The sequence below is a fragment of the Janthinobacterium fluminis genome (assembly GCF_028595325.1).
GTDB classification, from domain to species: Bacteria; Pseudomonadota; Gammaproteobacteria; order Burkholderiales; family Burkholderiaceae_D; genus Janthinobacterium; species Janthinobacterium fluminis.
Map to the genome: position 1 here is coordinate 198,339 of NZ_JAQQXR010000007.1, position 20,604 is coordinate 218,942.

Below are 20,604 nucleotides of genomic sequence, written 5' to 3' on the forward strand. Positions count from 1 at the left end.
TCTGGAGACAGGCATGACAACATCACTGTGGCATGAGCGCGCCGCCGCCCTGGCAATCGACGGCCGGGCCTTCATCGACGGCCAGCGCGTGTGGGCGAAATCGGAGCGGCAATTCGACGACCTGTCGCCCATCGACGGCCGCAATCTGGGGCCGGTGGCGCGCTGCGACGGCGCCGACGTCGACGTCGCCGTGGCGGCCGCGCGCGCGGCCTTCGAGGACCGCCGCTGGGCCGGCAAGTCGCCGGCGCAGCGCAAGCGCGTGCTGATCAAATTCGCCGACCTGGTGCAGAAATACGGCCCCGAGCTGGCGCTGCTGGAAACGCTGGACATGGGCAAGCCGATCAAATACAGCCAGAGCACCGACGTCGGCGCCACCGCCAACTGCCTGCGCTGGTACGGCGAGGCGATCGACAAGATATACGACGAGATCGCGCCGACGGCGGCCAACAGCCTGGCGCTGATCACGCGCGAGGCGGTCGGCGTGGTGGCCGCCATCGTGCCGTGGAATTATCCGATGATCATGGCGGCGTGGAAGATCGCGCCGGCCCTCGCCGCCGGCAACAGCGTGATCCTGAAGCCGTCGGAAAAATCGCCGCTGACGGCGCTGCGCCTGGCCGAAATCGGCCTGGAGGCGGGCCTGCCGCCGGGCGTCTTCAACGTCCTGCCCGGCTTTGGCCAGGAGGCCGGCGCCGCGCTGGCGCTGCACATGGACGTCGACTGCATCGGCTTCACGGGCTCGACCGGCACCGGCAAGCAGATCATGCAGATGGCCGGCCAGTCGAATCTGAAGCGCGCCTGGACCGAGCTGGGCGGCAAGTCGGCCAACATCGTCTGCGCCGACTGCCCGGACTTGGACAAGGCCGTCGCGGCGGCCATCGGCTCGATCTACTTCAACCAGGGCGAAAGCTGCAACGCCCCGTCGCGGCTGTTCGTGGAAGCGTCGATCAAGGAGCGCTTCCTGGAGAAGGCGCTGGCGCTGCTGCCGAACTACCAGCCGGGCGACCCGCTCGACGAAGCCACCGTGATGGGCGCGATCGTCGACGCCACCCAGCTCGACACCGTGATGGGCTACATCGACGCCGGCAAGGAGGCGGGCGCCGAACTGCTGGCGGGCGGGCGGCGGGCGCGCGGCGACAGCGGCGGCTTCTACGTGCAGCCGACCCTGTTCGACAAGGTCGACAACGGCATGCGCATCGCCCGCGAAGAGATTTTTGGGCCGGTGCTGTCGGTGCTCAGCTTCACCGACCTGAACGACGCCGTGAAACAGGCCAACGCGACGCCGTTCGGCCTGCAGGCGGCCGTCTGGACCGGCAACATCAGCAAGGCCATCCAGACGGCGCGCGCGCTGCGCGCCGGCACCGTGCACGTCAACCAGTACGACGGCGACGACATCACCGTGCCGTTCGGCGGCTATAAGCAGTCCGGCAACGGCCGCGACAAATCCCTGCATGCCTTCGACAAGTACACGGAACTGAAAACCACCTGGATCCAGATCGGCTAGGGGGAAAACCGGTCAGCTTTGTAAAGAGCCAACATGAGCGCAGCAGGAATAGCCCAACAGCAAAGCGAACTCGCCGCCCTCGGCGTGCGGTTCGTCTTCGCCCAGTTCACCGACATCCACGGCGCCGCCAAGGGCAAGCTGATCCCGCTGGCGCAACTGGCCGACATCGTCCACCCCGGCGCCGGCTTTTCCGGGCCGTCGATCTGGGGCACGGGCCTGCCGCGCACCGGCGCGCGCTCCGAATACTACGGCCGCGCCGACCTGGGCACGCTGCACGCGATGCCCTGGCTGCCCGGCCACGCGCGGGTGGTGCTGGACGGCCACGTCGCCGGCGCGCCGTTCGAGCTGTGCCCGCGGCAGATGCTGCGCCGCCAGGTGGAGCGTCTGGCCGCACGCGGCTGGACCCTGAATGCCGGCCTGGAGCCGGAGTTTTTCCTCTTGCAGAAGGGCGCCTGCGGCATCGAGGCGGAACCCGGCGACAGGCTGGAAAAACCGTCCTACGACAGCAAAAGCCTGCTGCGCCGGCGCGGCTTCCTGGAAAAGCTGGCGGCCTCGCTCGACGCCTGCGGCCTGCAGGTATTCCAGATCGACCACGAGGACGCCGGCGGCCAGTTCGAGGTCAACTACCGCTACGCCGACGCGCTGAAGGCGGCCGACAACTTCATGCTGTTCAAGATGGCGGCGCACCACATCGCCGAAGAGGAGGGGCTGATCTTCTCGATGATGCCGAAGCCGTTTGCCGACCGTCCCGGCAGCGGCCTGCATTTCCACCTGTCGCTGGACGACGCCGAAGGCCGGCCGGTCTTCGCCAGCGTCGGCGACGACGCGCGCGGCCTGGGCCTGTCGCCGACCGCCTACCACTTCATGGCGGGCCTGCTGTGCCACGCGCCGGCGCTGGCGGCCCTGTGCGCGCCCACCGTCAACTCCTACAAACGCCTGATGTGCGGCGCGTCGCTGTCCGGCACCAGCTGGGCGCCGGCCTTCATCGGCTACGGCGACAACAACCGCACCAGCGTCGCCCGCGTGGTCTGCCGGCGCATCGAATGGCGTCTGCCGGATAGCGCCGCCAACCCCTACCTGGCCTTGGCGGCGGTGATCGCGGCGGGGCTGGACGGCGTCGAGCGCGGCCTCGACCCGGGGGCGCCGCTGAACCACGACCTCTACGATATGACGGACGCCGAGCGCGCCGCGCGGGGACTGGCGCTCCTGCCGCAGAACCTCGGCGCGGCGCTCGACGCGCTGTGCCGCGACGGCGTGCTGGCGGCCGCGCTCGGCCAGACCTTTGTCGACGAGTACGCCAAGCTGAAGAACGCCGAATGGATAGAGTACGGCCAGCAGGTCAGCGCGTGGGAAACGGCGCGCTACCTGGAGCGGTTCTAAGCGTATCCACTATTTTGGGAGCTGAAATGAGTCAAGCGATGCGCGACTTTCTGCGCCAGCACAATATTCACGAAGTCGAATGCGTGATCACCGACATGACCGGCATCGCCCGCGGCAAGATCCTGCCCAAGGATCTGTTCCTCAACGAGGGCGAGATGCGCTTGCCGAAAAGCGTGCTGTTGAACACCGTCAACGGCGAGCAGCCGAACAACCAGCCGTATGTCGGCGCCACCGACCCCGACATGATCTGCGTGCCCGACCTGGCGACGATACGCGTGGTGCCGTGGGCGGCCGAGCCGGTCGCGCTGGTGATCCACGACTGCCAGAATTTCGACGGCAGCCCGGTCGCCCTGTCGCCGCGCGCCGTGCTGCGGCGCGTGCTGCAGCTGTACGCGGCGCGCGGCTGGGTGCCGGTGGTCGCGCCGGAAATGGAGTTCTACCTGGTGGCGCGCAACAGCAATCCGCACGAGCCGCTGGCGCCGCCGCTGGGCCGCAGCGGCAAGCCGGAGTCGGGCCGGCAGTCGTACTCGATCGACGCGGTCAACGACTTCGACCCCTTCTTCCTCGAACTGACGAGCTTCTGCAAGCTGCACCAGCTCGGCGTCGAGACGCTGATCCACGAGGCCGGCGCCGGCCAGATGGAAATCAACTTCGCCCACGGCGACGCACTGGAGCTGGCCGACCGGGTGTTCCTGTTCAAGCGCGCCGTGCGCGAGACGGCGCTGCGGCACGGCATCTTCGCCACCTTCATGGCGAAGCCGATGGAGAGCGAACCGGGCAGCGCCATGCACATCCACCAGAGCCTGCTCGACGCCGCCGGCGAGAACATCTTCAGCAGGCCGGACGGCAGCCCCAGCCCGCTGTTCTTCAACTACATCGCCGGCCTGGAAAAATACCTGCCGGCGGCGACCCTGCTGCTGGCGCCGCACGTCAACTCCTACCGGCGCCTGTCGCGCTTCATGTCGGCGCCGACCAATGTGCACTGGGGCTACGACAACCGCACCTGCGGCATCCGCATCCCGAATTCGGCGCCCGCCAACCGCCGCGTCGAGAACCGCGTGCCCGGCGTCGACGTCAATCCCTATCTGGCCATGGCGGCCACGCTGGCCTGCGGCTACCTCGGCATGGCCGAAGACCTGACGCCGTCGGCGCCCAGCGCCGACAGCGCCGGGCACGTGCACGACCAACTGCCGCGCAACCTGGAGGACGCGATCCTGCGCATGCGCCAGTGCGGGCCGCTCAGCGACATCCTCGGCGAACTGTTCGTGCGCGCCTTCTGCGAGGTCAAGGAGCTGGAGTTCGAGACTTACAGCCGGGTCATCAGCTCGTGGGAGCGCGAGCACCTGATGCTGCTCGTATGAGCGGCGGCCGGGGCGCCATGGCGCGGCGGCACGGCGTCGACTGGCGGCGCGCGCAGGCGCTGGCGGCCGAAGAACAGGCGCAATTCGTGCGCAACAACCCGGTTTCGCGGGCGCTGGCCGGGCGCGCCGCCGGGCACATGCTGTTCGGCGTGCCGATGCACTGGATGCGCGACTGGTCGACGCCGTTCGCGCTGACGGTGCGCGAGGCCAGCGGCGGCCGCTTCAGCGACGCCGACGGCCACGAGTACAGCGATTTCTGCCTCGGCGACAGCGGCGCCATGTTCGGCCACGCGCCGGCGCCGGTGGCGCGCGCGATCGCGCACCAGGCCGGGCGCGGCTACACGGCGATGCTGCCGTCGGAGGACGCGGTCTGGGTCGCCGCCGAACTGGCGCGCCGCTTCGGCCTGGCGTACTGGCAGTTCGCCCTGTCCGCCTCCGACGCCAACCGCTTCGTGCTGCGCTGGCTGCGCGCCGCCACCGGGCGCGCCGCTATCCTCGTCTTCAACGGCTGCTACCACGGCACGGTCGACGACGCCTTCGTCGACCTCGTCGACGGCGCGGCGGTGCAGCGCGGCAGCCTGCTGGGCCAGGTGCACGCGCTGACCGCGCACACGCGGGTGGTCGAGTTCAACGACCTGGCGGCGCTGGAGGCGGCGCTGGCCGGCGGCGACGTCGCCTGCGTGCTGGCCGAGCCGGTGATGACCAACATCGGCATGGTGCTGCCGCAAGCGGGCTACTGGCGGGCCGCGCAGCAGATCATGCGCCGCCACGGCACCCTGCTGGTGATCGACGAAACCCACACGATCAGCAGCGGTCCGGGCGGCTACGCGCGGGCGCACGGCATTGCGCCCGATGCGCTGGTGCTGGGCAAGCCGCTGGGCGGCGGCCTGCCGTGCGCCGCCTATGGCTTCACGGCGCAACTGGCGCGCCGCGTCGAGCGGGCCAAGGCGGGCGCGCCGCCCGGCCATTCCGGCATCGGCACGACGCTGACGGCGAACATGTTCACGCTGGCGGCGCTGCGCGCCAACCTGGCCGAGGTGATGACGGACGCCGCCTACGCGACCATGTCCGCGCTGGCCGCGCGCCTGGCGGAGGGCCTGCGCGCCCTCATCGCCCGGCACCGCCTGCCGTGGTGCGTCACCCAGGTCGGCGCGCGCACCGAGTTCCAGTTCGCCGCGGCGGCGCCGGCCAACGGCAGCGCGGCGGCGGCCATGCTGGACCCGCAGCTGGGGCGCGTCATCCACCTGTACCTGCTCAACCGCGGCATCCTGATCACGCCCTTCCACAATATGCTGCTGGTGTGTCCGGACACGGGCACGGCCGCCGTCGACAAGCTGCTGCGCGTGCTTGACGACTGCGCCGCCGCGCTCGTCGCGGCATAGGGCGGCGCCGGCGCGGCCGGGGCTTAGGCGGGCGCCGGCGGCGCGAGCGGCAGCCAGAAGCGGAAGCGGGTGCCCTGGCCGGGCGTGCTGGCCATGTCGAAGTGGCCGCCATGGCGGTTGACGATGCCGTAGGAAACCGACAGCCCCAGGCCGGTGCCCTTGCCGACCGGCTTGGTGGTGAAGAAGGGGTCGAAAATGCGCGCCTGCACCTCGGGCGCGATGCCGCAGCCGTTGTCCTCGACCTCCAGCCACACCCACTCGCCCTCGACGCCCGAGCGCAGCACGATGCGGCCCTGGCGTTCGATCGCATGGGCGGCGTTGACCAGCAAATTCATCAGCACCTGGTTGATCTGCGCCGGGTTGCACTGCACCGGCGGCAGCTCGCCCAGCTCCAGGCTGACCTCGGCCTTGTACTTGAGTTCGTTGCGCACCATGTTCAGCGTGCTGCGGAAGCCCGCGTTCAGGTCGACCTCCTGCCATTCGCCCTCGTCGACGTGGGAAAAATCCTTCAAGTCCTGGACGATGTTGCGCACCCGCGCCAAGCCCTCCTGGGACTCCTGCAGCAGCGCGGCGACGTCCTCGCGCAGATAGTCGATGTCGGCGGCCGTGCGCGCGCCGGCGATCCGCTGCGCGGACGGCGCCGGCATGGCGACGCCGTCCAGCGCCTCCTCGTAGGCGCCGACCACGTCGAGCAATTGGCCGACGTACATGCCCAGCGTGCCCAGGTTCGAGTTGACGAAGCCGATCGGGTTGTTGATCTCGTGGGCGACGCCGGCGGCCAGCTGGCCGATCGAGGCCATCTTCTCCGACTGCAGCAACTGCGCCTGGGCCGCCTCAAGCTGGCGGTGCGCCTCCTTGAGTTCGGCGTAATTGCCCTCCAGCGCCTGCTGGGCCTGTTTGAACGCGGAGCGGTCCTCGATGATCCACCAGGTGCCGCGGGCCGGCTCGTCGGGGTCGGCCAGATAGCCGGACAGGTTGCCCCAGAAGTCGCTGCCGTCGCGGCGCCGCAGATAGACTTCGCACTGCACCGGCTTGCCGGCCGCCAGCGCCGGGCCGACCAGCTTGCCCAGCTCGGCATATTCCGCGTCGCTGCGGTACAGCGCGCGCCCCTGCAGGCCGACGGCGCTGTCGCCGGCGTAGCCGAACATGGCGCTGAAGGCCGGGTTGTAGCGCTGGATCGCCCGTCCGGCCGTCAGGACGATGCCCAGCGAGGCGTTGTTGAGCACGCCCTGGTAGTCGCGCAGCGTGCTGTGCAGGCGCTCCTGGGCGGCGCGCGCCTCGGTCAGGTCGTCGACGATCCACACGGTGCCGCTTTCCGGGCGCGCCGGGTCCAGCGTCTTGGCGCAGACGTGGCACCAGACCAGGCTGCCGTCGCGGCGCCGCAGCTCGCGCTCCGTCTCATAGGGCCGGCCGGCGATCAGCAGGGGGTTGGCCAGCCGGCGCGTGGCCTCGTAGCTCTCCGGCGTGGGGAAGATGGTGCTGGTGGGCGTGCCTTCGAGCTCGTCGGCCGTGTAGCCGAGGGTTGCCGCGACGTGCGCGTTGCAGCGCAGTATCGTGCGTCCGCGCGTGACGCCGATGCCGATGGTCGCCTTGTTGAAGATTTCCTCCCACTCGAACAGCGAGGCGCGCAGCACGCTTTCCGCGCTTTTGCGCACGCTGATGTCGCTGATGATCCAGATCGTGCCCTGTTCCGGGTCGGCCGGATTGGCCAGGAAGCCCCAGGCGCCGCCCCAGAAGGTGGCGCCGTCGCGGCGGCGGAAGCGGATCTCGTCGTGAAAGGAACCGCGCGACAGCAGCGTCGGGTAGGCGTGCCGCCCGACCTCGTCGAAGGTGGCGGCGGACGCGTACAGGGTGCTGGCCAGCTGGCCGACGCCGCTGTCGCCGTCGAAGCCGAACAGGCGGGCGAATTCGTCGTTGTAGCGGACGATGCGGCGCGAGCAGGTGAAGACGACGCCGAGCGGCGCGTGCTTCATGATGGCCTGGTATTCGAGCAGGGCGCGCTCGCGTCCGGCGAAGGCCTGGTCCAGGCCCGCCATCGGGCAGACGGAGAAGATCCACGGCACGCCGGGCGCCGTCGGCAGCCAGCGCAGGTAGACGGGCTGGCGCGAGGTGGCGCCGCGCAGCAGCGTGGCCAGCTGGTGGCGTTTGCCGCCGCTTCTGGCCTGGGCCAGGAAGTCGCGGCAGTCGGCCACCGGCAGCAGCTCGGCGAGCAGCACGCCGGCCGCCGGCAAGGGGCCGGTCAGCGCCGCCAGCGCGGGGTTGGCGCGCAACAGGCGGCCGTCAACGCCGACCACGCCCAGCGGCAGTTCAAAACTGTCGATGGACAGGCCGCCGGCCTCTCTTTGGCTATTCTCTGCTTGGTCCATGCTCACGCGGGATTCCTCTCCGGCCGTGGAACGCAACTCTGGTACAGCAATTTACCACCAAGTGGCGCGCATGGACAGCCTGCGTCCCGGCCGACGCCTCAGAAGCAGTGTTCCGGCGCCGGGAAGCTGCCGTCCTTGACGGCGCGCACATAGGCGCTGACGGCGTCGTCGATGCTGCCCTGGCCTTCCATGAAGTTGCGCACGAAGCGCGCCTTGCGGCCGGGGAAGACGCCGAGCAGGTCGTGCATCACCAGCACCTGGCCGGAGCAGTCCGGGCCGGCGCCGATGCCGATCGTCGGGATCGCCAGCAATTCCGTCACTTCCTTGCCCAGTTGCGTGGGGATCGCCTCAAGCACGACGATGGAGGCGCCGGCCGCCTGCAGCGCCAGCGCGTCGGCCTTCAACTGCTCGGCGCTCTCGATGCTCTTGCCCTGCACCTTGTAGCCGCCCAGCTGGTGCACGGACTGCGGCGTCAGGCCCAGGTGGGCGCAGACGGGCACCGAGCGCTCGGTGAGGAAGCGCACGGTGTCGGCCAGCCAGGCGCCGCCTTCGAGCTTGACCATATGGGCGCCGGCCTGTATCAGTTGCACGGCGTTGTGGAAGGCCGTCTCGGCCGTGCCATAGGCGCCGAAGGGCAGGTCGGCGACGATCATCGCCGACTTGCTGCCGCGCGCCACGGCGGCCGTGTGGTAGGCCAGCTCGGCCACCGTCACCGGCAGCGTCGACGGGTGGCCGTTGCAGACCATGCCCAGCGAATCGCCGATCAGCAGCACCTCGACGCCGCAGCGGTCCATCAGCGAGGCGAAGCTGGCGTCGTAGCAGGTCAGCATGCTGATCTTCTCGCCGCTGGCACGCAGCGCGCCCAGCGTCGGAATCGTCACGGCCTTGGTGGGCGGCGCTTTCACGGGCGCGGGCGCGACGGGGGTGGCGGCGGCCTGGGCGGCCAGTTCTGTTCCTTGCAAATATGCAGACATCAGAGTCCTCTAATGAGAAATGTTTGAAAATGGGCGCGGGCGGCGCTGCGGCAGCGCCGCCGATGGCGCATTTTAACCGCGGAAGATGAAGTAGACGGCGCCGACCAGGCACAGGCCGGCCCAGAGGTAGTCGAGCTTGAAGGGCTGGTTCATATAAATCATCGCGAACGGCACGAACACGGTCAGCGTGATCGCCTCCTGCATGATCTTCAGCTGGGCCAGGCTGTACTGGCTGTGGCCGATGCGGTTGGCCGGCACTTGCAGCAGGTATTCGAACAGCGCGATGCCCCAGCTGAGCAGGGCGGCGATCCACCACGGCTTGCTCGACATGTTTTTCAGGTGGCCGTACCAGGCCACGGTCATGAAGACGTTCGACAGCGTCAGCAGGCCGACGGTTTGCAGGGCGACGGGAATGGCCATGGTGTCAATCCAGTTTGTCGATGGCCTGGCCGGCCACGGCGGCCAGCAGCCCCCGGGCCGGGCCGATGCCGGGGATGGCGATGGCCGGCGCCAGTTCCAGCAGCGGCACCAGCACGAAGGCGCGCTCGCCCAGGCGCGGGTGCGGCACTTGCAGGGTGGCGCTGGCGATCTGCGCGGCGCCGTACAGCAGCAGGTCGAGGTCGAGCGTGCGCGGGGCGTTGCGGTAGGGGCGCTCGCGGCCGTGGCGCGCTTCGATGGCGTGCAGGGCCGTCAGCAACGCCTCGGCCGGCAGCGTCGTCTCGATGCGGGCGACGGCGTTGATGTAGTCGTCGCCGCCGGCGTCGATGGGCGCCGTGCGGTACAGGCTGGAGGCGGCCAGCAGGGTGCAGGCCGGCAGCAGCGCCAGCCGCGCCAGTGCGTCCTCGACGTTGCCGCGGGCGTCGCCGAGGTTGGCGCCGATGCCGATGTAGGCGACGCTGGCCGCGCTCATTCGCCGCCGCTGGCGAGTTTGCTGCGGCCGCCGCGCCGCGGCGGCCGTTTTTTCTTCGGCGCGCCCGGCGCGCCGGCGGCGGCGCCGCTGGCCAGCAGCGCGTCGCGGCTGGCTTCGTCGCTGTCGTAGAATGCCGTCCACCATTCGCCGATCTCGGCGTCGATCTCGCCGGAGGCGCAGCGCAGCAGCAGGAAGTCGTAGCCGGCGCGGAAGCGCGGGTGTTCCAGCAGCTTCTGCGGCGCCTTGCCGACGCGCCGCTCGAAGCGCGGCTGCATGGCCCAGATGTCGCGCATGTCGGAGCCGATCTTGCGCTGCAGCGCCAGTTTTTCCGTCTGCGATTCGAGCACGTCGTCGGCCGCCAGGTGCAGGGCCGGGATGGGGAATTCGCCGGCGGCGCGGTAGGCCGTCCATTTTTCCAGCACCTGGTGCCACAGCAGCGAGGCGAACAGGAAGCCCGGCGACACCGTCTTGCCGGCGGCGATGCGGGCGTCGGTCGAGTCCAGCGCCAGCGTGACGAATTTCACGCCCAGCGGCTGCTCCAGCACGACGTCGAGCAGCGGCAGCAGGCCGTGGTGCAGGCCCTCCTTGCGCAGCTGCTGCAGGCAGGCCAGCGCGTGGCCGCTCATCAGCAGCTTGAGCATCTCGTCGAACACGCGCGCGGCCGGCACGTTGTTGATCAGCGGCGCCATGACGGCGATCGGCGCCGCCGTGCCCGGCTCTATGGTGAATTTCAGGCGCGCCGCGAAGCGCACCACGCGCAGCATGCGCACCGGGTCTTCGCGGTAGCGCGCCTCCGGCTGGCCGATGATGCGCAGCGTCTTGGCGCGGATGTCGGCGCTGCCGCCGTGGTAGTCCAGCACCTGCTGGGTGGCCGGGTTGTAGTACATGGCGTTGATGGTGAAGTCGCGCCGCAGCGCGTCCTCGTGCTGCGGGCCGAAGGTGTTGTCGCGCAGCACGCGGCCGTGCTCGTCCTTCGGCGCCGAGTCGGCGCCGGCGCCGCGGAAGGTGGTCACCTCGAGCAGGTCCTGGCCGAACATCACGTGGACGATCTGGAAGCGCTTGCCGATGATGAAGGCGCGGCGGAACAGGCGCTTGACCTGCTCCGGCGTGGCGTTGGTGGCGATGTCGAAGTCCTTCGGCTTCACGCCCAGCAGCAGGTCGCGCACGGCGCCGCCGACGACGAAGGCTTCGAAGCCGGCTTCCTGCAGGCTGCTGGTGACGCGGATGGCGTTCGAGGACAGCAGTTTCGGATCGATGCCGTGCTCTTGCGGGCCGAGCACCACCGGCTCGTTGATGTCGCGCTGGACGGCTGGTTTGACGCCGAGGATCTTGCGGATGAATTTTTTAATCATTGAATAAGTGAAGTAATGGCCAGCCGTGGGTCGATGCGTGCGCTGTCAGCGCGGCGTTGGGATTGGTCGCGACCGGGTCCGTGACGACCGACAGCAGGGGGATGTCGTTGTGCGAATCGCTGTAGAAATGGCTGCGCGCGAAGCCGTCCAGCGTCTGGCCGCGGCCGGCCAGCCAGGCGTGCGTGTGGCTGACCTTGCCGGCGCCCTGGGTCGGCGTGCCGAGCAGCCTGCCGGTGATGTTGCCGGCGGCGTCCACCTCGGGCTGGGCGGCGATCAGGTGCGCCACGCCGAGCGCCTTGGCGATGGGCGCCGTGACGAAGGCGTTGGTGGCCGTGATGATGGCCACCAGGTCGCCGGCGTCATGGTGGCGCTGCAGCAGCGCGCGCGCCGCCGGCAGGATGGCCGGTTCGATCACCTCGGCCATGAATTGCGCGTGCATCCGCTCCAGCTCGGCGCGCGGGAAGCGCGCCAGCGTGCCGAGGGCGAACTCGAGGTAGGCCAGCGGGTCCAGCGTGCCGGCCTGGTACTGGGCGAAGAAGGCGTCGTTCTGGCGGGCGAAGGCGGCGCCGTCGACGGCGCCTATGCGCACCAGGAATTGGCCCCACTCGTGGTCGGAGTCGATCGGCAGCAGGGTGTGGTCGAGGTCAAACAGGGCCAGATTCATCATTCTTTCGCTTCCGCCTGCAACAGCTCGCGCAACAGCGGCAAGGTGATCGGGCGTTGGGTTTCAAGGGAGTATTGGTCGAGGGAGTCCAGCATCGTCGACAGCGAGCGCATGTCGCGCCGGAAATGGGACAGCAGGTAGGGTAACACGCCGGGCGACAAGGTCAAGCCGCGGGTGCTGGCCGCGTGGCTCAGCGCCGCCACCTTTTCGTCGTCCGTCAGGCCGTGGATCTGGTAGATCAAGCCCCAGCCCATGCGCGTGCGCAAATCCTCGCGCACCGGCAGCACGGCCGGCGGCACGGCGCCGCTGCAGACCATGAAGGCGCCGTTGGCGCGGATTTCGTTGAACAGCGCGAAGGCGTCGATTTGCGCCACCGGCGACAGCTTCTCGCAGTCGTCGAGCATGTACAGGTCGACCTCGGGCGAGTAGACGAACTCCGACTCGATCGAGAACGGCGAAATGTAGCGGGCCGCAGGCGTGCTGCCCAGTGCCTGCAGCAGGTGGGTCTTGCCGGCGGCCGTTTCGCCCCACAGGTAGGCGAAGTGCTCGCGCGACGTGCGGGCGGCGAACTGGCGCATCAGTTGCGCCACCTCGGCATTTTGTCCGACCTCGAAAGAATCGAGGCTGTGCGCCTGGTCTGCGCCTAAATCGAGCACCAGTTGTTTCATGGCGTTCGCCTTGTCCTAGTTTGTTGCATAGCTTTATTTACGCATTATAGAAGCTGCTGCTCAGGTAGTGGCGGCGAAGGTGTTTAAAAGCGACCATCAGGATGGCGGAGGCGGGCAGCGCCAGCAGCACGCCGACGAAGCCGAACAGCTGGCCGAAGGCCAGCAGGGCGAAGATGACGGCCAGCGGATTGAGGCCGATGCGCTCGCCGACCAGGCGCGGCGTCAGGAAGAAACCCTCGATGAGCTGGCCGCAGCCGTAGATGACGGCGACGGCGGCGACGCCGCTGAAGTCGCTGAACTGCAGCACGGCGGCGATCAGGGCCAGCACCAGGCCCAGGCCGAAGCCGAGGTAGGGGATGAACACCAGCAGGCCGGTGATGATGCCGACCGGCAGGGCGACGTCGAAGCCGGCGATCATCAGCGCCACCGAGTAGTAGACGGCCAGCACCAGCATCACCAGCAGCTGGCCGCGCAGGTATTGCGCCAGCAGGGCGTCGACCTCGTTGGCCATGGCCACGGTGCGGCCGACCCAGCGGCGCGGCACGGCGCCGGCCACGCGGGCCAGCATCGGGTGCCAGTCCAGCAGCAGGTAGAACAGCAGCACGGGGATCAGCACGACGGTGGCCAGCCAGCCCAGCACGGCGGTGCCGCCGACGCGCGCCGAGGCCAGCACGGCGCTCCAGATCTCGTCGCCGCTGCTGGCCATCTGCTGCGTCAGCATCTTCTTGATGCCGGCGCCGTCCAGGCGCACCTTGATGCCCAGTTCCTGCAGCTTCGGCCCCAGCAGGTCGTTGAGCTTGACGAGGAACAGGGGGATTTGCTCCTGCAGCAGGGGGATTTCCTTTTGCAGCACGGGCAGCACGATCAGGGCCAGCGCGGCCAGGGCGAGGAAAAACAGGAGCATGACCACCACCACGGCCAGCGGGCGGGGCACGTCGATGCGGCGGAAGCGCAGGTGGTCGAGGCGGTCGACGCCGGGATTGAGGGCATAGGCCAGGATGGCGGCGGCCAGGAAGGGCGTCAGCACGGGTCCCAGCGCCACCAGCAGCAGCAGAAAGCCCAGCCAGACCGCGAGCCAGAATGCCGTTTGTTTTTGTTCTAGCGTGAAGGGGAATGGCATGGATTGTGTTGTATGTTTAAAAAAAGGGCAGGATAAGCGGGGCAGTTTGATAAAATAGCGGCTTGACCCGTTTCCCACGCGCGCGTGCAGAATCGGTCTCCGCCCTCTATTTTACCGCCTCCGCTGCCACACACCATGACCCAAACAACTAATGTTTCCCTTTCCTACCGCGATGCCGGCGTCGATATCGACGCGGGCGACGCCTTAGTCGAAGCAATCAAGCCGTTTGCCAAGCGCACCATGCGCGACGGCGTGATGGGCGGCATCGGCGGCTTCGGCGCGCTGTTTGAGATCAGCAAGAAGTACCGGGAGCCGGTGCTGGTGTCGGGCACCGACGGCGTCGGCACCAAGCTGAAGCTGGCGTTCGAACTGAACCGCCACGACACGGTCGGCATCGACCTCGTCGCCATGAGCGTCAACGACATCCTCGTGCAGGGCGCCGAGCCGCTGTTCTTCCTCGACTACTTCGCCTGCGGCAAGCTCGACGTGCCGACCGCGACCGACGTCATCAAGGGCGTGGCCAAGGGCTGCGAAATTTCCGGCTGCGCCCTGATCGGCGGCGAAACGGCGGAAATGCCGAGCATGTACCCGGCCGGCGAATACGACCTGGCCGGCTTCGCCGTGGGCGCCGTGGAAAAGTCGAAAATCATCGACGGCAAGAAGATCGCCCCGGGCGACGTGGTGCTGGGCCTGGCCTCCTCGGGCGCCCACTCGAACGGTTATTCGCTGGTGCGCAAGATCATCGAAGTGGCCAAGCCTGACCTGGAAGGCGACTTCCACGGCCGCAAGCTGGCCGACGTGCTGATGGAGCCGACGCGCATCTACGTCAAGCCCTTGCTGGCGCTGATGGAGACGATGGAAGTCAAGGGCATGGTGCACATCACCGGCGGCGGCCTGGTGGAAAACGTGCCGCGCGTGCTGCAGGAGCACCTGGTAGCCGAGCTGGACTCGAAGGCGTGGACGATGCCGCCCCTGTTCCAATGGCTGCAGCAGCACGGCGGCGTCGCCGACGCCGAGATGCACCGCGTCTTCAACTGCGGCATCGGCATGATCGTCATCGTTGCGGCGGAAAACGCCGACGCCGCCTTCGCGCAGCTGACGGCGGCCGGCGAGAACGTCTCGCGCATCGGCGCCATCCGCGCCCGCGTCGGCGACGAGCACCAGACCATCGTTATCTAAGCCCCGCTTAGCGCGGCGGCAATATGGCGGACGGCCCTCGCGGACCGGCCGCCATTTTTTTTGCGCGCCGCCGGCCTGGCGGGTCTAGGGCGACAGCGCCGGCGTGGTCGAATAGGCGCGGGACGACATTTCGGCGAGCCTGCTCAAGGTCCTCGACAAGTCGTGCGCGCCGCCGAGTTGGCTGAGTGCCTTGCCGATCGGATGGTCGGAGGCGATGAAGAATGCATGCCTGCGGTCGTAAAAAATATCCACCAGCCATATGAAGCGTTGCAGCGTGCTTGGCGCGTGGAGCAAATCGCTATGCACCCTATCCACGATCAAGCCCTGCCAGCGCTCGGCGAGGTCGAGATAGTCGAGGTGCGAGCGGCTTTCGACGCATAGGCTGTGGAAGTCGGCCCACAGCAATGCCCTGCCTGCGGCGCGCGCCTGCAGCGGCCGGCCGGCCACCCGCAAAACCAGCGGCTGCGGCGGCGCCCCGCCCTCGTAATCCTCATAGATCTGCCGTAATTGCCCAGCCGTTTCTTCATTCAAGGGCGTGAAAAAACGCGGTTCGGCGGCATCCTCCGCTTTCATGCGGTAATCGCGCGCGCCTTCGAAATGAACGATTTTAAAGTTGCCCTTGATTTGCTCGATGGTGGGCCTGAAACGCTCGTGATACAGCGGGTCGGGCAGCAGCTCGTCCGGCGAGTAATTCGATGTCAGCACAATCCGTATGCCCAGTTCCAGCGCCGTGTCGAGAAAGCCGCCGATCAGAAACGCATCGGCGATATCGTGCACGTGAAATTCATCGAAACACAGCAATTCGATGCCGGATAGCCAGCGCTTCGTGACGGCGACGAGACTGTCCGGCCCGCCCGCCGGCTCCTTCATTTGGCGCCGGATGATTTCCCGCAGAAATTCGTGAAAGTGAATCCGCCGTTTCGGGCAAGCGGCGAGCGCGAAGATCGTATCGACAACCACGCTTTTGCCGCGGCCAGGCAAACCGTAGCAATACACACCCAGCGGTGCATGCGCGCGGCGCAGCCAGTTGCGCGTCGTCCGCGCATTGAGCAGTTCGAGGATCGCCGCGATCGCATGGCGCTGGCTGGCATCCGGCGCTATCCCGCGCGCCCCCAAGGCGCGGAAGACCTGCGCTTCGTCAAGCATCGGGGGAGAAATATACATGGCGGTGAAACGCAACAGGCGCCGCAAACGGCGGGTAAGCATCGGTCCTCATCATCGGTTTTATCTCTCGGTCAAGGTGCCAGTATAAGAAGGCTGCCGTCGCGTTGGCATAGGGGGCAATAAACTTTTACCCTGCGTGGTCATTGGTGACATTCCGCAATGAAATTTAAAATGCATTGCCTCAATAAATGGTGAAAATATTTTTATCGAGGCGATATTCTACCCTTCATCCTCAATCAATATCCACTCGGAAAGTCACACATAGTCACATAAGAACTTTCTATTGAAATTGCAGTTATTTTCAAAATAATATTATTGGCAATTAAGTAAACTCAGTAATTTATTCAAAATAATTTCCCTTTGAAAATCATTGTTGCAAGAGTGCCCATATTATTCCATGCGCAATACAATCTTGAGAGTCTGTAAGTCATTGATTTTAATAAATTATTGTTTTCTGGTGTAAATTTTCATCATGAAAACTTGAACTATTACTAAATTTCGCTAAAATGCATAAATTATGAAAACGTTAACTTTTCGACTTGTCAAGCAAGGCGGATTCGTGTACCGGCATCAACGTCAAAGCTTGCAAAACAAGCCCTGCATCAACTGACATGCCGCCGATTCCGGCGGTGATGAGCGATGGCGCCAAGTTCATGGGAAAGCATGGAATTGCATGGTGGATTTTCCGGAACTATTGGTTTTTTTAATAGCAGCTAACCAATGAAGGATAAAAATGAAAAACACACTCCTGAATTACATGAGCGGCCTTGAAAATCACCCGGTATTCGACAACGATTATTTCAAGTTGTTAAAGACAGAAAAACTGACGCCGCCTTTGTACGCCAGCCATCGGGCGAACTTTTTCTTCCGCACCATGGCGACGGTGATGGGGATCGCGCACATCTGCGCCAACGCGGCGCAAAACCACGATCAAGACACATTGATCTTGTTTTCTTATATATTGAATGAAGAGTGCGGCAACGGTGATAAATCGCAGTGCCACGAACTGCTGATGGAGCAGTCGCACAATATGTACGGCCAGCTTGAGTTCGACTTACCGCCCTTGAGGGTGAAAGATGCGGAAGCCAGCCGCCTGAACCCCCGCGACGACAATTCGGATAGCTTGATTATTGACGAAACAAGAGATTACCGCAGCAAGATCAATGCATTGCTGACCAGAAACTATCCAACAATGCTGGGCGTGGCATATGCCCTGGAGACACACGCAAGCATCATGCTGACGAATTTCAGGGACATGTTTTCCTTTAATCGCAGCCATATGGATAAAAACGAGTACACGCGCAAGGTGGAAATCTACTTCAATTGCCATCTCGACAGCGGTGTCGAGGACAGGCACGCCGCGGATGCGCAGCAATGCGTGGTCAACAACTGCGTCTCCGAATCTGCCCTTGCCGACATCATGTATGGCATTGATGAAACCTTGAAAATCCAACATGCCATGTGGAATGGCATGCACAGGAAGGCAGTGCAGATACTGAACGCATAAAGCCTGCGGGGAATCTGGAATCGTTAAACAATATTGCATGATGCGTCCGGAGCGGATGGCCTCGGACGCATCATTTAAAAAGGATAGAATGATGACCGAGGTGAAAAATAGCGTTTTTTCCGATGTGGCGCTCAGCATAGGCGAGTCGATTACGCACGGCACCCGCATGCGTATTGCGCAGTTAAATGCCGGCTATGCCGAAGATAATAAAATAATCGATTTAAGCATAGGGACGCTGGATACACCGACGGATCTGTATGTCGACAACGGAGTGATTGATTTCATCAAGAGCAAGCCCGACCTCATTCATCAATTCGCCCCGGTCAAGGGTTTTGATTTTTTGCTGGAATCCATATCCAAACGCGTAGAGCGTCTGCAGCATATCGTGTATGACCCGGCCAAGGAAATCATGGTCACGCCGGGCGGGATAAAAGGCTCGCTCGCCGTGGTTTTCCACACCATGCTCAATCCAGGCGACGAGGTCATATTGCCGCTGCCAAATTGGCCGCATTATGCCGACATGGTCCATCTGCATGGCGGCACGCCGGTATTTGTGCAGTCGAAGCAGTTCCTGGAAAAGGGCTTGGACCCCGCCGACCTGGATGGCGCCATCACGGGCAAGACAAAATTGCTCATCCTGGGCGACTGCATCAATCCTACCGGAAAGGTGTACACGACGGAGGAGCTTCTCGCCTTGGCCAAGGTCGTCGCGAAACACAATATCAATAGAGCAAAAGACGGTTTGAGCCCAATTTTTGTTGTATACGATTGCCCATACGAGGCTCACGTTCTGGAAAACAAGCCGCAAGCGTTCGCCTCCCTCGCGCTGGATAATTATCTATTGAAAGACAATGTCATCACCGTGACGGGGCCGGGAAAAACCTATGGCATGCACGGCGACAGGATAGGCTATATCTGCGGCCCCAGCGCCTTTATCGACGTGGCCGCCAATGTCCAGGTAAATCTGAATTCATTTGCCTGCACCTACGGCCAAGTGGCATGTTTTTATGCCACCCATGAAAAAATGGATAGCGTTGCCGTCAGCCGCGCGACGCATGCGCGCCAGAACACCTTGAAAATGATCGCATTGCTGAGGTCTTACGATTTGTCGGTCCACATCCCGCAAGGCGGATATTTCATTTTTGTCGATCTCTCGTCCTATGCCGAAAAATACAATAAGATCGGAATGAAAAGCGCCGACCAGTTCTTGCTGGAAAAAGCGCGCGTCGCGACGATATCGGGCGAGCATTTTGCCGAGGGCTATGCGCATGCCAGCGCGTACAAGGATTTTGTCAGGATGAATTGCGGGAGGAATATGGAAACGCTTGCTCAGGCGGCGCAGCGCATCAAAACATCCTTGGCCGAGCTGAACTGATGATACGGTACTGCATTATCGGCAGCGGATTTTCGGGGACTTGCATGTTGTGGCATTTGGTGAACGCTATTTGCCACAATGAAAAATCGGCAAGCCTCGATTTTAGCCAGATCGAAATTTCCACAATAGAGAGCAGGGCGAACAACGGCTTGGGCTTGCCCTACGATATGGATGATATTTCACCATATCATTTGTGCAACAATCCGGCGGATAAGATGGCGCTTTTCGACAATGATTTTGTCGACTGGATGCTGGCGAACCGTGAGGAAATCATTGCGCGTCATCCCGAGCTCATTCATGAAGCCCATCCGGCGATTGAACTGAGCCAGTGGCAACCGCTTACGCAAAGTTTTTACCCACGGGCCTTGTTTGGCATCTATCTATCAAGGCGTTTCAAGGAAGCATGCGCCGTCGCCGAAAGCCATGGCATCGTCGTGCGCAACTATAACGGATACGCGGCGGTCGATGGCGCAAGCCGGGACGGTAAATTCAATCTGACCATACAGTCCAGGAAAACCGGGGAGCTGAAAAATCTGGGGGATCTGGACAAGGTCTTGCTGGCTTCCGGGCACTGGCATGCCGGCAAGCCGGCGGCATCCAATGTTTTAAGTTCCCCCTATCCGAGCAAAAATATATATGAAAATATTTTCGCCTACCAGGAAAAAAATGCCAAGAAGCGCCTGACATTGTATGTTCATGGCATGGGGCCGAGCGGGGTGGATGCGATTTTGAGCCTGTGCGGGTTCGGGCATTTTACCTATGGCCCCGATGGCTTGGCGACGGATTTCCAGGCCGATTGGAGTACATTCAAGGCCGACGCTGTAAAGATCATCGCCGGATCGCGTTCGGGCTTTTTCCCCGGTGTCAGATGGCCGCTGCTGGACTATGATTTCCAGCATCTAAACGATGCCAATATAGACGCCATCAGGAAAAACAGGCAGGGCCGCATCAGCCTTGCCGAGCTGATGTCGCTGGTCGATTTGGAACTGAAGGCCGCCAGCGACAATGTGCTGAGCTTTCAGGACCTTGTCCAGCCGAAGTTCGACAACGCCAAGGAGAAATTATTGGTGGATATCGGCGGCTCCTTCCTTGAAAGAATCACGTATACAATAATTTTGTTTGTGCGGCGCTTGCGTTTTTATCAGGAATTGAACTCTGCCGACAAGCAGACATATGACAGGGAACTCGACACCCACTTTATCCGGACTGCGGTTCCGATTCCCCTTCCCAATGCCAAGAAATTAATCGCACTGATCAACGCCGGCGTGCTGTCGACGACACGGCTGGGCTACCGAGACAAGCTGAACGAGCATTTCGATGTGGTTTGCGAAGGCGAAACAGTCAGGCCGGACATCGTCATTTGCTCAAACGGCCAGAACTATGATCTAAAGACGCACCCGTCCTTGCTGATTAAAAATATGGCGGAGACGCGGGAAATCATCGAGTATAGCGATGACGGCTATCTGGCCGGAGGTATTTGCGCCAATGAAGTCAATAATTACCGGGTTGTGAACAGTATCAAGGGCTATAGGGATTATTCAAGCAATCTCTATTCTTTTGGGCCGATAACGCAGTACTGGCAAAACCAGAACAATTATGCGGCGGCTTTTGTCGGTGCGGCGCAAGCGGTGGCGCAAGACTGGCTTGCCTATACATTGAAGCGTGCCGCGAAGCGCTAGGCCAGGACGACGGACAGGCGCG

At 64.1% G+C, this 20,604-nt stretch carries 17 protein-coding genes; 8 read left to right on the top strand and 9 right to left on the bottom strand.

Annotation, left to right across the window (positions count from 1 at the left end; translation table 11 throughout):
* Window positions 1-13 precede the first annotated feature (13 nt).
* Genes OIK44_RS18525 through OIK44_RS18540 form a run of 4 tightly spaced genes read left to right on the top strand, consistent with a single transcriptional unit; the run spans window position 14 to window position 5,624 of the window.
* Window positions 14-1,501, top strand: coding sequence for an aldehyde dehydrogenase (locus tag OIK44_RS18525; protein WP_273672829.1), 1,488 nt, complete (start codon window positions 14-16; stop codon window positions 1,499-1,501).
* A 33-nt stretch (window positions 1,502-1,534) separates the two neighbouring features.
* Window positions 1,535-2,881 (top strand): type III glutamate--ammonia ligase, encoded by a 1,347-nt coding sequence (gene glnT / locus OIK44_RS18530; RefSeq protein WP_273672830.1) that lies wholly within the window; start codon window positions 1,535-1,537, stop codon window positions 2,879-2,881.
* A 26-nt stretch (window positions 2,882-2,907) separates the two neighbouring features.
* Window positions 2,908-4,242, top strand: a complete 1,335-nt coding sequence (locus OIK44_RS18535) for a glutamine synthetase family protein (protein ID WP_273672832.1) — start codon at window positions 2,908-2,910, stop codon at window positions 4,240-4,242.
* Between the two features lie 17 nt (window positions 4,243-4,259).
* Window positions 4,260-5,624 (top strand): aspartate aminotransferase family protein, encoded by a 1,365-nt coding sequence (locus OIK44_RS18540; protein ID WP_273673001.1) that lies wholly within the window; start codon window positions 4,260-4,262, stop codon window positions 5,622-5,624.
* A gap of 23 nt (window positions 5,625-5,647) precedes the next feature.
* On the opposite strand, the gene OIK44_RS18545 is transcribed toward OIK44_RS18540, so the two are convergent.
* The 8 genes from OIK44_RS18545 to OIK44_RS18580 all read right to left on the bottom strand — a co-directional run bounded on the left by OIK44_RS18545 (window position 5,648) and on the right by OIK44_RS18580 (window position 13,678).
* A complete protein-coding gene (locus tag OIK44_RS18545; protein WP_273672833.1) occupies window positions 5,648-7,990 on the bottom strand; it encodes a PAS domain S-box protein in 2,343 nt (780 codons plus the stop codon).
* Window positions 7,991-8,088: 98 nt separating this feature from the next.
* Window positions 8,089-8,964: a 3-methyl-2-oxobutanoate hydroxymethyltransferase gene (gene panB / locus OIK44_RS18550; protein ID WP_273672834.1), complete on the bottom strand. Its 876-nt coding sequence runs from the start codon at window positions 8,962-8,964 to the stop codon at window positions 8,089-8,091.
* 72 nt (window positions 8,965-9,036) lie between these two features.
* Window positions 9,037-9,384 carry a DMT family protein gene (locus OIK44_RS18555; RefSeq protein ID WP_273672835.1) on the bottom strand — a complete coding sequence of 116 codons (348 nt, stop codon included), beginning with the start codon at window positions 9,382-9,384 and terminating at the stop codon, window positions 9,037-9,039.
* Between the two features lie 4 nt (window positions 9,385-9,388).
* Window positions 9,389-9,874: a 2-amino-4-hydroxy-6-hydroxymethyldihydropteridine diphosphokinase gene (gene folK, locus OIK44_RS18560; protein ID WP_273672836.1), complete on the bottom strand. Its 486-nt coding sequence runs from the start codon at window positions 9,872-9,874 to the stop codon at window positions 9,389-9,391.
* Window positions 9,871-11,226: a polynucleotide adenylyltransferase PcnB gene (gene pcnB, locus OIK44_RS18565; protein WP_273672837.1), complete on the bottom strand. Its 1,356-nt coding sequence runs from the start codon at window positions 11,224-11,226 to the stop codon at window positions 9,871-9,873. Before pcnB ends, folK begins: the two co-directional genes overlap by 4 nt.
* Window positions 11,219-11,890 carry a histidinol-phosphatase gene (locus OIK44_RS18570; RefSeq protein ID WP_273673002.1) on the bottom strand — a complete coding sequence of 224 codons (672 nt, stop codon included), beginning with the start codon at window positions 11,888-11,890 and terminating at the stop codon, window positions 11,219-11,221. The genes pcnB and OIK44_RS18570 overlap by 8 nt, the downstream gene beginning before the upstream one ends.
* Complete coding sequence (hda, locus tag OIK44_RS18575) at window positions 11,890-12,558, bottom strand: DnaA regulatory inactivator Hda (protein WP_273672838.1); 669 nt, start codon at window positions 12,556-12,558, stop codon at window positions 11,890-11,892. Before hda ends, OIK44_RS18570 begins: the two co-directional genes overlap by 1 nt.
* Window positions 12,559-12,595: 37 nt before the next feature.
* A complete protein-coding gene (locus OIK44_RS18580; RefSeq protein ID WP_273672839.1) occupies window positions 12,596-13,678 on the bottom strand; it encodes an AI-2E family transporter in 1,083 nt (360 codons plus the stop codon).
* A gap of 135 nt (window positions 13,679-13,813) precedes the next feature.
* Between OIK44_RS18580 and purM the strand changes: the two genes are divergently transcribed.
* Complete coding sequence (purM, locus tag OIK44_RS18585) at window positions 13,814-14,857, top strand: phosphoribosylformylglycinamidine cyclo-ligase (protein ID WP_273672840.1); 1,044 nt, start codon at window positions 13,814-13,816, stop codon at window positions 14,855-14,857.
* 84 nt (window positions 14,858-14,941) lie between these two features.
* Here the strand turns inward: purM and zapE are convergent, their stop codons facing one another.
* Window positions 14,942-16,003, bottom strand: coding sequence for a cell division protein ZapE (gene zapE, locus OIK44_RS18590; protein ID WP_273673004.1), 1,062 nt, complete (start codon window positions 16,001-16,003; stop codon window positions 14,942-14,944).
* Between the two features lie 751 nt (window positions 16,004-16,754).
* Here zapE and OIK44_RS18595 point away from each other — a divergent pair.
* Genes OIK44_RS18595 through OIK44_RS18605 form a run of 3 tightly spaced genes read left to right on the top strand, consistent with a single transcriptional unit; the run spans window position 16,755 to window position 20,582 of the window.
* Window positions 16,755-17,528, top strand: a complete 774-nt coding sequence (locus OIK44_RS18595; RefSeq protein WP_273672841.1) for an iron-containing redox enzyme family protein — start codon at window positions 16,755-16,757, stop codon at window positions 17,526-17,528.
* 37 nt (window positions 17,529-17,565) lie between these two features.
* Window positions 17,566-18,903 carry a pyridoxal phosphate-dependent aminotransferase gene (locus OIK44_RS18600; RefSeq protein ID WP_273672843.1) on the top strand — a complete coding sequence of 446 codons (1,338 nt, stop codon included), beginning with the start codon at window positions 17,566-17,568 and terminating at the stop codon, window positions 18,901-18,903.
* Window positions 18,903-20,582: an FAD/NAD(P)-binding protein gene (locus tag OIK44_RS18605; RefSeq protein ID WP_273673005.1), complete on the top strand. Its 1,680-nt coding sequence runs from the start codon at window positions 18,903-18,905 to the stop codon at window positions 20,580-20,582. The genes OIK44_RS18600 and OIK44_RS18605 overlap by 1 nt, the downstream gene beginning before the upstream one ends.
* Window positions 20,583-20,604: the final 22 nt, after the last annotated feature.